Here is a 14163-nt window from a genome sequence, read left to right on the forward strand (position 1 = left end):
TGGTGCGGGAGTGCTACTGCAGGCCGTGCTCGCGCAGCCACGGAGCGGGGTCGATCGCCGAACCGCCGTTGGGGTGGATCTCGAGGTGCAGGTGGGGCCCGGTCGAGTGACCCGAGTTGCCGGACAGCCCGACCAGGTCGCCGGGGGCCAGCTTCTGCCCGACCGTGACGTCGATCTCGCTCATGTGGCCGTACACGGAGACCGTGCCGTCCCAGTACTCGATCTCGACCTTGTTGCCGTAGCCACCCTGGTAGCCGGCGAAGGTCACCGTGCCCGTCGACATCGACCCGAGCCGGGTGCCGACCGGGGTGGCGAAGTCGTTGCCCTCGTGCATCCGGCCCCAACGCCAGCCGAACCCGGAGGTGAAGGTCGCGCCCTTGATCGGCATGAGCCACTGCTCCCGGGCCTTGCGCTGCGCCTCCGCCCTCTGGATCGCGGCGGCGAGGGCAGCCTTCTTCGCGACAGCCCTTCGCTCCGCGCTGCGGGCGATCTGCTGGGCCTCGAGGATGCGGGTCTGCGCGGCGGTGATCTGCACCTCGCGCTGCTGCTGCGCCTCGATCCGTGCGAACCGGGCCGTGGCCGCATCGGTCGCCCTGGCCTTGGCCGCCGCGCCGGTGAGGTCGAAGTACGCCGGCGCCGACTCCGCGACGGTGGCCCCGGTGGCGGTCACGACCAGCGCCGCCGCGGCAGCACTCGGCAGGAGGTAACCGCTCTTCGCAAAGCGGACACCTCTTCGAGGCGCGCGGTGACGGCCCGGGGCGCGGTGACGGCCCGAGTAGGAAGCGTTGCTCACAGAAGGGAAACCTTGCGTGCGGGGGGACACGGAAGCCAAGAGGTTAGCGTGATCAGTTCGTTATCCAAAATCCTTCGGGAAGAATCGTTACCCGGCGTGTCGACAAAGGACCGAACGGCTGAGGTCACGACGTGCGGCGCCGCAGCTCGGTCACGCCGGGGGTCAGGGTATGGCCCTCGGAGTCCAGGTGGGCCAGCGTGCTGGAGATCCCGTGCACGACGCTGCCGATGATCGGCAGTGACATGTGACCCACGCCGTGCAGGTCGATGTTGCGAACCTGCAGGTCAGGGTGGTTCAGGGCGGCGTTGCGCTGGGGGAAGACCATCTGGTCGAGGTCGGACCAGTAGACGACGAAGCGGGTGCGGCACTCCGGCACCGGCTGGTCGAGCTCTCGCATCAGACCGCTGCCGGGGCGCAGCTGCCGGGTCAGCTGGTTGTGCCACCCGTATGCCGTGTAGGTGCCCTGGTGGGGCGTGCCCAGGGTCACGAGGGTGTGGACGCGCTCGTCGCCCCCGAGCCGGGTCACGTAGTAGCGGGCGATGAGCCCACCCATCGAGTGCCCGACGACGTGGATCCGCTCGTACCCGGTCTCGGCCACGAGGGCCTCGACCTCCTCGGCGAGCTGGGCCGCGGCGACGCGGACGTCGGCGGTGAACGGGGAGTAGTTCATGCTCGTGACGCGACCGAAGCCCCGGCGACGCAGGCCGAGGCGGAGCAGGGTGAAGATCGACCGGTTGTCGACCATGCCGTGCACCAGGAGGATCGGGGTGCCTGCGGCCTCGACGTCGGAGATCACCAGACCCCGCTGGATCGGCGGGAGGTGCTCGACCCGGAAGCCGAGCTGGCTGTCTCGACCGTGTCGCCCGATCAGGCCCCAGGGGTAGAGCGCGAGATGGGTGGTCACCCAGGCTGCCTCGACCGCGGCCCCGAGGGCGCCGGTCGGGGTGGCCAGGGCCTTGGCGGCCCCACCGACGATGTCGCCGGCGGTCGAGGTGGCCGTCCGCACCCCGCGGGTCGCCCTCGCGAGCGCGCCGGGACGCGGGTCACCACCCGACGGGTGCCGCTTCGGTGCGGCAGGTCGGCGAGGGCGCGGGACGCTCTGCGACATCCCACTGAACCTAGTGGGTGAAACGACCACTTTCGAGACTTGTGGCCCAAGTGACACGCGTGTCCGGTTGCGCCATCCTGCGACGGGTTGCCACCTCATGGTCACGAGGAGTCCAGGGGAGGGCTTCGGTGACGCACCAGTGGCCAGAAGTCGGGGTGTTCCCGCACTTCTGGCCACCGGTGGGGCACGGGGGGCCGGTGGGAGGGGGTTGGTGACGCACCAGTGGCCAGGAGTCGGGGTGTGGGCGGAGCCGTCCGGCCGTGGCGTGCGCCACCCGGGAGCGGTGTCCCGGCCCGAGAGTGGCTAGTCTGCGGCCATGACTGACTCTCCACTGCGCGTCGTCGTGGCCAAGCCCGGACTCGACGGACATGACCGTGGCGCGAAGGTGGTGGCCCGGGCCCTGCGTGACGCTGGCATGGAGGTCGTCTACACCGGGCTGCACCAGACGCCCGAGCAGATCGTCGAGGCGGCGATCCAGGAGGACGCCGACCTCGTCGGGCTGTCCGTGCTGTCCGGCGCGCACATGACCCTCTTCGCCAAGGTGATGGAGCTCCTCAAGGAGCGCGACGCCACCGACATCGTCGTCTTCGGCGGGGGCATCATCCCCGAGGCCGACATCCCCGAGCTGGAGAAGATCGGCGTCGCCAAGGTCTTCACCCCCGGCGCCACGACCACCGACATCGTCGCGTGGGTCCGGGGCGCAGTCCCGTCCCGCTGACGCCGGCTGTCGACCGGGACGGCCCGGGATGCAGGCACGCACGAAGTGAGGGGCCAGACGCTTTCGTCTGACCCCTCGCTCTGTCCGTGCTACCGCAGGAACCTGTAGCGCCGGACGATCCCGGTGCGTGCCCACTTCTGGCCGAAGCCCCAGGTGTCGCCGGCGAGGAGGGCCGCCAGGGCAACCACGCTGATGGCACCGATCATGTGGTCATCGATGACCGGGTTGTTCTCCAGCGGCAGCGAGGCTGCCCACATCAGCGCGTAGAGCAGGGCGCCGGCGGCTGCGGCGAGCCGCATGCCGATGCCGAGCGTGAGCGCGAGACCGATGCCGAGCAGTCCGGCCATGAACAGCCAGTCGGCCCAGGCCTGTCCGGCCATGCCGTTGAAGAAACCTTGGAAGGGATTGTTCGCAGGGACCCCGAACTTCAGGAACCCTGTGGTGGGGCTGCCGCCGTGGATCCACGCGGCCGGACCGAAGCGGTCGGTCACGCCATCGGCGTTGACGCCGGTGTGGAAGCCGAGGGCGAACAGCTTGTCGACGAAGGCCCACAGGAACGTGAGGCCGAAGGCGACCCGCAGCACCGCAAGCGCCCTGCGGGCCGTGGAGTGGGTCACCACGTCGTGCTCGACGAGCACATCGAGCTTGGGGTGGCGCTGGATCGTTGTCATGACTGCTTTCCTCCTTGGTGGGCCGAGTTGCCCGGTTGCCTGCACCTCCATGCTCGAACCGGGTCGCGGCCCGCAGCAGGGCACTTGGTCCCGCCGCGAGGTCGTCGTCGTGTCTGTCACGTCACACCCGCGCCGGACCGCTCGTTATGCCGTGCGCGAACCCTGCTTCCGGGGTCGCGGACCCACGCCTAGCGTGGTGCCATGAGCGCTGCCCCGCCCCTACGCCTGGTGCACCCCGCAGACCTCCCAGGGCAACCCCTGTGGCGTGAGGTCGTCGGCGCCCGGCTGCGACACCTGAGGCGCCGGCGAGGACTGACCCTGGTCGAGACCGCCGCGCTCGCGGGCATCTCGCCGCAGTACCTGTCGGAGGTCGAGCGCGGTCGCAAGGACCCGACGTCCGAGGTGCTGGCGGCGATCACCGGGGCGCTCGGCGCGCCGCTGGTCGAGGTCACCCACCTCGCCTCGCTCGACCTGCGCCGCCAGCACAGCGGGCTGGCGACGCCCCCTCCGGGCGAGATCCGGCTGGCCGCCTAGCACCGGCCTAGTTCGAGGGCGGGCGTCTGATCGCCGCAGGCTAGAGGTCGGCGGCGGTCCGGTAGGCCACGAGCCGGTCGACCAACCCGTACTCGACGGCCGCCTCGGGGGTGAAGATCCGGTCGCGATCGGTGTCCCGCCGCAAGGTGTCCAGCGGCTGGCCGGTGTGGTGCGAGAGCACCCGCTCCGCCTCAGCGCGCAGCCTGATCACCTCGTCGGCCTCCAGGATGAGGTCGGGTATGGCGCCTTGGCTGCGAGCCGAGGGCTGGTGCAACAGCACGCGTGCGTGCGGGAGGATGCTGCGCTTCCCCGGGGCTCCGGCGGCCAGCAGGATGGCCGCGGTCGAACAGGCCTGCCCGATGCAGGTCGTCGCGATCGGCGCCCTGACGAACTCCATCGCGTCGTAGACCGCGAAGGTCGCCGTGAGCGATCCGCCGGGGGAGTTGATGTAGAGGTCGATGGGCTGCTCGGCGTCCTCGGACTCGAGGTGCAGGATCTGGGCGATCAGCGCGTTGGACACGCCGTCGTCGATCTCGGTGCCGAGGTAGACGATCCGCTCGCTCAGGAGGTGGCTGTAGACATCCATCACCCGGTCGCCCCGCGGATGCGTGCGGACGACGTTGGGGATCGTGTAGGTGCTCACTGCGGGCTCCCGAGGCCGGTGCGAGCCATTCGTCGCGGCCGGATGCTGTCGAGCGACTCGAGGACGCCGTCCACGAAGCCGTACGCCAGGGCCTGCTCCGCGGAGTACCAGCGGTCGCGGGCGGAGTCCTCGCGGACCCGCTCGAGCGGCTGACCGGTGTACTGGGCAATGAGGCCGAGCACCGTCTCGACGGTGTGGCGCAGGTCGTCTGCCTGCAGCTCGATGTCGACCGCCGTCCCCCCGATCCCGGCCGACCCCTGGTGCATGAGGATCCGTGAGTGCCGGAGCGCGTAGCGCTTGCCGTGCGTGCCGGCCGTGAGGAGGAACTGGCCGGCGCTGCACGCCAGGCCGAGCGCCAGGGTGGACACGTCGTTCGGGATGAGCCGGATCGCGTCGTGGATCGCGAGCATGGCCGGCACCGAGCCGCCGGGGGAGTTGATCCAGAGACTGATGTCGGCCCGCGGGTCCTCGGCCGACAGCAGGAAGAGCTGGGAGCACAGGCGGGTGCCGCCGTGGTCGTCGAGCTCGCCGTCGAGGACGATGATCCGTTGCTCGAGCAGGCGGGTGGTGAGGTGGTCGGACGGGGCGAGCGGGGAGCTGGTGGTGTCGCGCATGGAGCCACCGTGGGACGGGTCGTCCCACGGTGGCCAGCGCTTGCTGCTGTGAGCAGAACGCGTTGGGTGAGCCGTTCGGCTACGGCACCACGGGGATGCTGAGCGTCGCCGGCGCGGTGGGGGAGGCGCGCACCGTGACGGGCTGCACGGCATACGCGTTCTTGTAGGCCGCGTCGGTGCTGGCGAGCACCAGCCGCAACCGGTGCCCGGCTTCGACGCGGTGCACGATGGCCGGCAGCTCGATGTGCACCGGCTGGGTGACGTCTGCGACGCGCACCGGGCTGATCAGCTTGTGCACCAGCGTGATCGAGCCATCCGGGGCGACGTCGTAGAGCTTGGCGAAGACCTGGAGCTGGCCGCTGGGGCCGGCCGCCTGGGTCAGCGCCACGGCCGGCGACTCGAACTGCACGTCGAGGGTCGGGGCACCCACGACGGTCAGCGGCTTCGTCAGTGCGGGCGTCGACCACGCGCCGAAGGTGCCGGGGGTGTCGAAGGGGACGGTCAGCCCGTCGGGCACCGTGACCTGTCCCTCGAGTCCTGACACCTCGGTGTAGGACGCGGGCGCCCCCAGGCCGGGGTTGGTCCAGGACGTCGACCCGGGCAGGATCGCCGACCGCGACGACACGAGCTGGTCGGCCRCCGAGAGGTACCAGCTCGTGCGCGAGCCGACGGGGTAGCTGCTCGCGCTGGCGTAGGCCGGAGCGGCGGTGCCGGTGTAGGGCACCCAGTCGCGGAAGTAGGAGAAGCCGGGACCGGTCGAGACCGACGAGCCCTTGAGGTAGTGGTCGAACCAGTTCTTGATGCGCAGGCCGAGGTAGGTGTCCTCGATGTGCTCCCCGGTCAGGTCGAGCTCACCGGGAGCGGCTCCGGTGTTGGTGCCGGTGCCGCCGGAGTGGCCCCACGACTGCCACGCCATGGTCACCGGCACGCCTCGTGACTTGAGCGAGCGGTAGGTGGCGGTGGCCTCCTCGAGGTTGAACAGCGTGTCGTTCTCGCCCTGGATGAGGAACGTGGGCACCTTCACCTTGTCGATGTAGTGCCCCACGGACACGCGGTCGGTCAGTGCCGTGGTCGCCGCCGTCGGGTAGCCGAGCGTGTCGAGCGTCGCCTTGGCCTGACAGGCCTCCAGCACGAAGTTGGGGCACCCGACGTTGCGTGCCGGGTCGATGGCCGCGCCTTGGAGCCCGTCGAGGATGCCGACCCCGAAGAACAGGCCGGCCCACCCGATCTTCTCGGTGCCCGGGTTGGAGCCGGCGTAGGTCACGCCGCTCGTGAAGCTGGTGTTGTTCGGGGCCAGGGAGTAGCGCAGGTCGTTCCACGTGATGAGGGGGACGAGGGTGTCAACTCTGGGATCCGTTGCGGCAGTGGCGAACTGGATCTGGCCGCCGTACGACCCTCCGATCATCCCCAGGCGGGGGTCGTGGGTGGCAGGGTTGTCGAGGACCGTGAAGTCGACCGACAGCGTCCCTGCGCCGCCGGCGACCCCACCCACCTGCGACGAGGCGTATGCCGCCGGGCCGGCACCGCCGAGGAAGCTCACCAACGAGGTGGCCGCGACCCCGTCGACGCCGGGGTCGTCGAGCGAGATCTTGCAGCCGCTGTTCGGGAATCCGAGGCCGGTGTAGGACAGCACGGCGTAGCCGCGCTTGGCGAACGCGGCGCCGAGGCCGGCTTGGTCGGCCTTGCTCCCGCCGAACCCGTTGGTCGTGAGGATGGCCGGCACCCGGGCTCCGGGGTTGGCCGAGTGTGGCTTGTAGAGGTCGGCGTCGATGGTGCAGGTCTGCGGCTGCCCGAGGTCGTTCTTCCCCGCAGGGACGGTGAACGTCAGGCCGGAGTAGGTGTCGACGGTGTCGAAGGCCGCGGTGGAGGCGGCCGCTGTGCTCGTCGGTGGTGCAGCCGCTGACGCCTGGGTCGCGACGACAGCAGGGGTGGCCAGGGCGGCGACGGCCAGGACGGCGACGGAGCGGGGCAAGGACGAGGTGCGGCGCGACATCGGGCCTCCACGGTGGCGGGCGGGCCGGGCTGGCGCCGCTGCAGTGCCGTGACAACGACGGGGGGAGGGGTGCGGTTACGGTCGCTGACGGCGTCCGCATGATGAGTTGGCAGGTCCAGTGGCTGGACGGGCAGGGGGCGACGACCGAGCGGCGATGACGTGGCGATGACGCGATCTTGGGCAAGAGCAGAAGAAAAGTCGTTGTGGAACGTCCCATTCCGGAGGTTCCCACGCATTTGGTCAAGTCTTCGCAATAAACATTGACCCGCCGTTCGCGCGAAAGGTTAGGTCGGCACGGCGCGAAGCCCACGGCAAACCCTGTGCCGCCCCTGGAGGGGGATCCCGCCGCCCACGTGCAGGTCACCCAACCTGCGCATGTCCGAGAAGAGGATTTCGTGATCCGACTGTCCACCGGCGCCGCACTGGGCGTCGCAGTCGCCGCGGCCGTGGCCACTCCACTGTCTGCTGCATCAGCCTCCCCCCAGGCTGCGCCCTACCAGGCCGCGAGCTCAGCCTCCTCGCAGCCGAGTCCCGACCAGGACCACGCTGCGCTGGGTCTGTCCAAGGACGAGAAGCTCGTGGTGCGCAACGTCGTCAACGATGCCGATGGCACCCAGCACGTCCGCTACGACCGCACCTACAAGGGCCTGCGCGTCCTCGGCGGCGACCTCATCGTCGAGCACGCCAAGTCGGGCGCGACGGAGGACGTCCACTACAACGCCTCAGGCAAGGTCGCGGTCTCCTCGACCAGCCCGAAGGTGAGCGAGTCGTCGGCCGAGTCGTCGGGCGCGAAACGAGCCGGCTACTCAGCCAAGTCCAACGACGGCGAGCTCGTCGTCTGGGCCGGCCAGGGCAGCCCCCGACTCGCGTGGGACGTCGTGACGCAAGGCGTCAGGGCCGACCAGACGCCGAGCCGCCTCCACACCGTCGTCGACGCGAACAGCGGCGCCGTCATCACCTCGTGGGACGAGATCGTCAACGGCACGGGCAACTCGATGTACTCGGGCACGGTCACGCTCAACACCATCCAGTCCGGCTCGTCCTGGCTGCTCAAGGACAGCCACGGCAACTACACCACTGACCTGAACGGCTCGACGAGCTCGACGGCAGCCGGGACGCAGTTCACCGACGCCGACAACACCTGGGGTGACGGCACGGCGAGCAACCGCCAGACGGCCGGCGTCGACGCCGAGTACGGCGCGGAGAAGACGTACGACTACTACAACAACGTCCTGGGCCGCGCCGGCATCTGGAACACCGGAGCCGGTGCGCGCAGCCGCGTCCACTACGGCAACGCGTACGTGAACGCGTTCTGGGACGGCACGCAGATGACCTACGGCGACGGGTCGGGCAACACCCACCCGCTGACCTCCATCGACGTGGCCGCCCACGAGATGAGCCACGGTGTCACCGAGAACACCGCCGGCCTCAACTACAGCGGGGACGCCGGTGGCCTGAACGAGGCGACGTCAGACATCTTCGGCACCGCCGTCGAGTGGTACGCCAACTCGCCGGCCGACCCGGGTGACTACCTCATCGGCGAGAAGATCAACATCAACGGCAACGGCACCCCGCTGCGCTACATGGACAAGCCGAGCAAGGACGGTGCGTCGAAGGACTGCTGGTCCTCGACCCTGGGCAGCCTCGACCCGCACTACTCGAGCGGCCCGCTGAACCACTGGTTCTACCTGGCCTCCGAGGGCTCCGGCGCCAAGACCGTCAACGGCGTCAGCTACAACAGCCCCACCTGCGACGGCTCGTCCTTCACCGGCGCCGGCCACGGCAACATCGAGAAGGTCTGGTACCGCACGCTGTCAACGAAGCTGACCTCGGGCAGCACCTACCTCAACGCCCGGGAGGGCGCGATCACCTCGGCCAAGGAGCTGTACGGCGCGGGGAGCGCCACGTGCGTGGCGGTCGAGAAGGCCTTCACGGCCATCGCCGTCCCTGCGGGTGCGGCCACCTGTGGGGGCACCACGCCCCCGCCCACCGGCGGCAACCTGCTGCTGAACCCGGGCTTCGAGTCGGGTGCGGTGAACTGGACGGGCACCTCGGGGCCGATCACCAACAACACCGGACGTCCGGCCCGCACCGGCAGCTGGAAGCTGTGGCTCGGTGGCAACGGGTCGACCTCCACCGAGACGGAGCAGCAGAGCGTGGCGATCCCGTCGACCGTCACGGCCGCGACGCTGTCGTTCTGGCTGCGCACCGACACGGCCGAGTCCGGCAGCACGGCATACGACACCATGAAGGTGCAGGTGGTCGACGGGGCGACGACGACCACGCTCGCCACCTACTCCAACGTGGGCACCAACGCGACGTACACGCAGAAGTCGTTCGACGTCACCGCCTACAAGGGCAAGACGATCTCGGTGAAGTTCCTCATGAACGAGGACTCCTCACTGCAGACCTCGTTCGTCGTCGACGACACCGCGCTGGCGACCAGCTAGTCCGAGCCGGCCGGGSCGGCGCTCCCCCTGAGCGCCGGCCCGGTCTCTCGCCCCCGACGGGTGGCGGTGGGTCCGGGCACCTCCAGGCCGGCGCCCACCGCCACCACTGCAGGACCACCACAGCACCACCACCGCACCACAGCACCACCACCGCACCACAGCACCACCACAGCACCACCGCGCTGCCCCCGGGCGCCTGTCCGCACCACCATGCACGTCCCACGAAGGAGATCACGTGAAGAAGCTGTCAGCAGGCCTCGCGTTCGGTATCGCGGTGGCCACGGCCGCCGCCACCCCGCTCGCCGCGGCGCACGCCGCCCCGTCCGACCACGGACGCCAACCAGCGGCGGTCACCGCCGAGCAGTCGAGGACGGCCGATGCCGCCCGGGCGCTCGGCCTGGGCTCGGGCCAGCGGCTCCAGGTCAAGAGCGTCGTCACCGACGCCGACGGGACGAGGCACGTGCGCTACGAGCGCACCTTCCAGGGGCTCAAGGTCATCGGAGGTGACCTCGTGGTCGAGCGCACCGCCAGTGGGTCGATGAAGACGGTCCGCTGGAACGCCACCAAGGGCGTCGAGGTCGGCACCTCGCCGAAGCTCACCGCCGGTCAGGCCCGCAGCGCGGCCAAGGCCGACAGCGGTGCGCCCGCCGGTCTGGTGGTCTACGCCGGCGACTCCGGCCCGCGTCTGGCCTACGACGTCGTCGAGGTCGGGACCAAGGCCGACCAGACGCCCAGCCGGCTGCACACCGTGGTCGACGCGACGTCGGGCGCCACGCTCGACTCGTGGGACGAGGTCGTCGAGGGCACCGGCAACTCGATGTACTCCGGCACCGTCTCGCTCGGGACCACGCTGTCCGCGGGCAGCTACCAGCTCAAGGACACGGTGGGGAACTACACCACCGACCTCCTCGGGGCCACGACGGGCAACGGCACGCTGTTCACCGACGCGGACGACGTCTGGGGCAACGGCTCGACCAGCTCGCGCCAGACGGCCGGGGTCGACGCGCAGTACGGCGCGGAGAAGACCTTCGACTACTACAAGAACGTCCAGGGCCGCAACGGCATCTGGGACACCGGAGTCGGCGCGCGGAGCCGGGTGCACTACGGCAACGCCTACAACAACGCGTTCTGGGACGGCACCCAGATGACCTACGGTGACGGCGCCGGCAACGCCAAGCCCCTCACGGCCATCGACGTGGCCGGCCACGAGATGAGCCACGGGGTCACCGAGAACACCGCGGGCCTGGCCTACCGCGGCGACGCCGGCGGCCTCAACGAGGCCACCTCCGACATCTTCGGCACCGCGGTGGAGTTCTACGCCAACTCGCCCGCCGACCCGGGCGACTACCTCATCGGCGAGAAGATCGACATCCGTGGCAACGGCACCCCGCTGCGCTACATGGACCAGCCGAGCAAGGACGGCGCCTCCAAGGACTGCTGGAGCACCGGCCTGAAGAACCTCGACCCGCACTACTCGTCGGGTCCGCTCAACCACTGGTTCTTCCTCGCCTCCGAGGGCAGTGGGGCGCGCACCGTCAACGGCGTGGCCTACAACAGCCCCACCTGCAACGGCGCGACGATGAACGGTGCGGGCCGCGGGAACATCGAAAAGGTCTGGTACCGCACGCTTTCCACGAAGCTGACCTCGCGCAGTGACTACAAGGCCGCCCGGGAGGGCGCGATCACCTCGGCCAAGGAGCTGTATGGCGCCGGGTCGCCGACCTGCGTCGCGGTGAAGAACGCGTTCGACGCCATCGCGGTGCCGGCCGGTTCGGCCACCTGCTGACCACCGCTCACCGCGTGCGGTGACGACAGTGCGCCGTCGGCCCTCGGGCCGGCGGCGCACTGGTTTGGGGGCGGCGGTGCCTCAGGTGCAGACCTTGCGGTCGCTGGCAGGTCCCGTGACGTCGGCCAGCAGCTGGCTCACCACGGGCGCGGCCTTGGCGACCCGGGCGTCGTCGAGGGCCAGGAGCCCGGTGCCGGCCCCGAACACCACCGGCATCGAGTCGGACTGCCCGGCGGGTGGGGTGGTCGGCTGGTCRGTGTCGTGCACCTGGAGTGCGGCGTCGTTGAGGACCGCAAGGCTGTCCTTGTCGATCGTGCAGGTCACCTGTCCCTGCTTGGTCGTCGCGATGACCCCGCCGTCGTCCTGGATCGAGAGGGTGTCACGGAAGCCCGCGATCCCGCCCGTGCGCTGGACCGTGAGCGGGAAGCTCGCCTTCTTCGTGGCGCTCGACGATGGCGCCTGCGGCGGCTGGGGACCGGCCGTACCGCAGGCAGAGAGCGTCCCCGCGACGAGGACGCCGAGCAAGGACACGGCGGCAAGGGGCAAGGGGGAGGTTCGCGACATACCGCCCATCCTGCCCATTCCCAATCCCTTGCGCCACGTGCGTCGCGCCGACCTGCCACCCCTGGGGCAGACTGCGGGACATGCCGTTCACGCGCGCAGAGCTCGACGCAGCGACCGCCGTCGTGCGTCGCCACTTCCCCGCAACGCCACAGCTCGAGTGGCCGCTGCTCAGCGAGCACGTCGGCACGCAGGTCTGGGTGAAGCACGAGAACGCCACGCCCACGGGGGCTTTCAAGGTCCGTGGCGGTCTGGTCTACGCCGACCGCGCCAGCCGCGAGCGCCCTGACGTCAAGGGCTTCGTGTCTGCCACCCGTGGCAACCACGGACAGTCCCTCGCGTATGCCGGTCGGGCGGCCGGGCTGCGCGTCGTGATCGTGGTGCCGGAGGGCAACAGCCCCGACAAGAACGCCGCGATGCGCGGCTTCGGGGCTGAGCTCGTGGTGCACGGCCGTGACTACCAGGAGGCGCGCGAGCACGCCATGGGACTGGAGGAGGAGCTCGGGCTCGAGGCGGTGCCGCCGTTCCACCCCGACCTGGTCGTCGGGGTCGGCACCTACGCGCTCGAGCTCTTCGACGAGGCGGGGCCGCTGGACACCGTCTACGTGCCCGTCGGCATGGGTTCGGGGATCTGCGGGCTGATCGGGGTGCGCGACCTGCTGGGCCTCTCGACCGAGGTGGTCGGGGTGGTGTCAGACCGGGCGCCGGCGACCGCCCTGTCGTTCGAGGCGGGATCCGTGGTGACGACGCCCACCGCCGACACGTTCGTCGACGGGGTCGCCTGCCGCGCACCCGTGCCCGAGGCGGTCGCCGAGCTGGTGGGTGGCGCTGCCCGCGTGCTGGCGGTGCCGGACGACGACACCGCCGAGGCGATGCGGGTGCTCCTGCGCACCACGCACCAGCTGCCCGAGCCCGCTGGGGCCATCGCGCTCGCGGGGTTGCTGTCGGAGCGCGAGACCCAGGCAGGCAGGCGCGTCGCTGTGATCCTGAGCGGTGGCAACTGCGACGCAGACCTGCTCGCGACGGTCCTGGCCGGCCACACGCCGCACGCCTGATCCGGCGCGTCGTCTCTCGGGACGGCTGCTGGTCCACCCCTGGCTCGTATCCTCGGAGCCGTGCCCCGCCCCCGCGTCACACCCGTCCTCGCCGCACTGGCGGTGGTCGCCCTCGGCCTCTCGGCGTGCTCCGGCGACAAGCCAGCGGCGGCACCGACCACGAGCGCGACGTCGGCCACCAGCACGACCACCACGACCGCGCCCGCCCCGACGCCGACCGGACCCCTGCCGCTGGTGGGTGGCCCGGTGCTCGCGGTGAAGATCGACAACACGCCGGCCGCGCGTCCCCGGATCGGGCTCGACGTCGCCGACGTGGTCTACGTCGAGCCGGTCGAGGGCGGCCTGACCCGGCTGCTGGCGGTGTTCAGCCGCACCCAGGCGCCCGAGGTGGGGCCGGTCCGCAGCGGCCGCGAGTCCGACGTCGACCTCGTGGCCAACTACGGGAGGGTCGCGCTGGCCTTCTCCGGGTCGTCGAGCTACACCAAGCGGATCCTCGACCGGGGCAAGCAGGTCAACCTCAGCTTCGACCAGAGCACCCGCGGGTACCACCGCGACCGGTCGAGGCCGGCCCCCTACAACGTGATCGGCAACCCCAAGGAGCTGCTCGCGAGGGCGGGGGGCAGCGTCAAGCCGGCCGACATCGGGTTCCGCTATGGCGCCCCCACCGCCGGCGGCACACCCGCCACCTCGGTCGCCGCCCGCTGGCCCTCCTCGCGCGTCACCCTCACGTGGAGTGCCCAGCGCAAGCAGTACCTCGTCACCACGGACGGCCGCCCCGAGGTCAGCCCGAGTGGTCGTCAGTACGGCGCCAGCACCGTCGTGGTCCAGTACGTCGTCACGCACCAGTCGGGCAACCGCGACGTCAACGGCCAGCCCACCCCGGTGGTCGACGTCGTCGGGAACGGTCCTGCAGTGGTCCTGCGCGGCGGGCTGTCGTGGCAGGGCCGCTGGTCGCGCAAGGGCGTCACGGCACCGACCTCGTTCACGGTCGGCAAGCAGTGGCTGACCTTCGACCCGGTGGGCCCGGTGTGGGTCCTGCTCGTCACGCCCGGACAGAGCGTCGTCGTCCGCTGACAGAGGAGAGCCGTGTCCAGCCCGTGGGCACGGCAGGGACCGGCCCACGCGGCATACCCACGGCTGACGGTGAGATTGGTCCCACTTGGCTCCGAGGCCCGCACCCGAGGGGGCCACGGCGTCCTGACAGGGCTAGTCTCGGCGTCGAACCACACCCATCCGT

General features: G+C 70.6%; 13 protein-coding genes. 6 read left to right on the plus strand and 7 right to left on the minus strand.

The annotated features are described in order from the left end of the window. Positions 1–13: 13 nt before the first annotated feature. Together AC1DX8_RS16180 and AC1DX8_RS16185 are read right to left on the minus strand one after the other, a co-directional pair. On the minus strand, positions 14–793 hold the full coding sequence (locus AC1DX8_RS16180; protein WP_477630968.1) for a M23 family metallopeptidase: 780 nt from the start codon (positions 791–793) through the stop codon (positions 14–16). A 124-nt stretch (positions 794–917) separates the two neighbouring features. After that, positions 918–1901 (minus strand): lipase family alpha/beta hydrolase, encoded by a 984-nt coding sequence (locus AC1DX8_RS16185; protein ID WP_477630969.1) that lies wholly within the window; start codon positions 1899–1901, stop codon positions 918–920. Between the two features lie 316 nt (positions 1902–2217). Between AC1DX8_RS16185 and AC1DX8_RS16190 the strand changes: the two genes are divergently transcribed. After that, a complete protein-coding gene (locus AC1DX8_RS16190) occupies positions 2218–2619 on the plus strand; it encodes a cobalamin B12-binding domain-containing protein (protein ID WP_477630970.1) in 402 nt (133 codons plus the stop codon). An 89-nt stretch (positions 2620–2708) separates the two neighbouring features. Here AC1DX8_RS16190 and AC1DX8_RS16195 read toward each other — a convergent pair whose 3' ends face one another. Then, entirely contained in the window at positions 2709–3290 is a 582-nt protein-coding gene (locus tag AC1DX8_RS16195) for a hypothetical protein (protein ID WP_477630971.1), read from the minus strand. A gap of 201 nt (positions 3291–3491) precedes the next feature. Here AC1DX8_RS16195 and AC1DX8_RS16200 point away from each other — a divergent pair, with 201 nt between their 5' ends. Next, on the plus strand, positions 3492–3824 hold the full coding sequence (locus AC1DX8_RS16200) for a helix-turn-helix domain-containing protein (RefSeq protein ID WP_477630972.1): 333 nt from the start codon (positions 3492–3494) through the stop codon (positions 3822–3824). Between the two features lie 40 nt (positions 3825–3864). On the opposite strand, the gene AC1DX8_RS16205 is transcribed toward AC1DX8_RS16200, so the two are convergent. The 3 genes from AC1DX8_RS16205 to AC1DX8_RS16215 all read right to left on the minus strand — a co-directional run bounded on the left by AC1DX8_RS16205 (position 3865) and on the right by AC1DX8_RS16215 (position 7074). Further along, entirely contained in the window at positions 3865–4467 is a 603-nt protein-coding gene (locus AC1DX8_RS16205) for a ClpP family protease (protein ID WP_477630973.1), read from the minus strand. Then, entirely contained in the window at positions 4464–5081 is a 618-nt protein-coding gene (locus AC1DX8_RS16210) for a ClpP family protease (protein ID WP_477630974.1), read from the minus strand. The genes AC1DX8_RS16205 and AC1DX8_RS16210 overlap by 4 nt, the downstream gene beginning before the upstream one ends. 79 nt (positions 5082–5160) lie before the next feature. Next, a complete protein-coding gene (locus AC1DX8_RS16215) occupies positions 5161–7074 on the minus strand; it encodes a CocE/NonD family hydrolase (RefSeq protein WP_477630975.1) in 1914 nt (637 codons plus the stop codon). Positions 7075–7469: 395 nt separating this feature from the next. Between AC1DX8_RS16215 and AC1DX8_RS16220 the strand changes: the two genes are divergently transcribed. Further along, positions 7470–9524, plus strand: coding sequence for a M4 family metallopeptidase (locus tag AC1DX8_RS16220; RefSeq protein ID WP_477630976.1), 2055 nt, complete (start codon positions 7470–7472; stop codon positions 9522–9524). Positions 9525–9759: 235 nt separating this feature from the next. After that, on the plus strand, positions 9760–11310 hold the full coding sequence (locus AC1DX8_RS16225) for a M4 family metallopeptidase (protein WP_477630977.1): 1551 nt from the start codon (positions 9760–9762) through the stop codon (positions 11308–11310). Positions 11311–11391: 81 nt separating this feature from the next. On the opposite strand, the gene AC1DX8_RS16230 is transcribed toward AC1DX8_RS16225, so the two are convergent. Beyond that, positions 11392–11874 carry a hypothetical protein gene (locus tag AC1DX8_RS16230; RefSeq protein ID WP_477630978.1) on the minus strand — a complete coding sequence of 161 codons (483 nt, stop codon included), beginning with the start codon at positions 11872–11874 and terminating at the stop codon, positions 11392–11394. 80 nt (positions 11875–11954) lie between these two features. On the opposite strand from AC1DX8_RS16230, the gene AC1DX8_RS16235 reads away from it, so the two are divergent. Together AC1DX8_RS16235 and AC1DX8_RS16240 are read left to right on the plus strand one after the other, a co-directional pair. Then, positions 11955–12926 carry a threonine dehydratase gene (locus AC1DX8_RS16235; RefSeq protein WP_477630979.1) on the plus strand — a complete coding sequence of 324 codons (972 nt, stop codon included), beginning with the start codon at positions 11955–11957 and terminating at the stop codon, positions 12924–12926. Positions 12927–12986: 60 nt separating this feature from the next. Continuing rightward, a complete protein-coding gene (locus AC1DX8_RS16240; protein ID WP_477630980.1) occupies positions 12987–14000 on the plus strand; it encodes a DUF3048 domain-containing protein in 1014 nt (337 codons plus the stop codon). The last annotated feature ends 163 nt before the right edge of the window (positions 14001–14163 follow it).

It is taken from the genome of Pedococcus sp. P2_A3 (genome assembly GCF_056405035.1).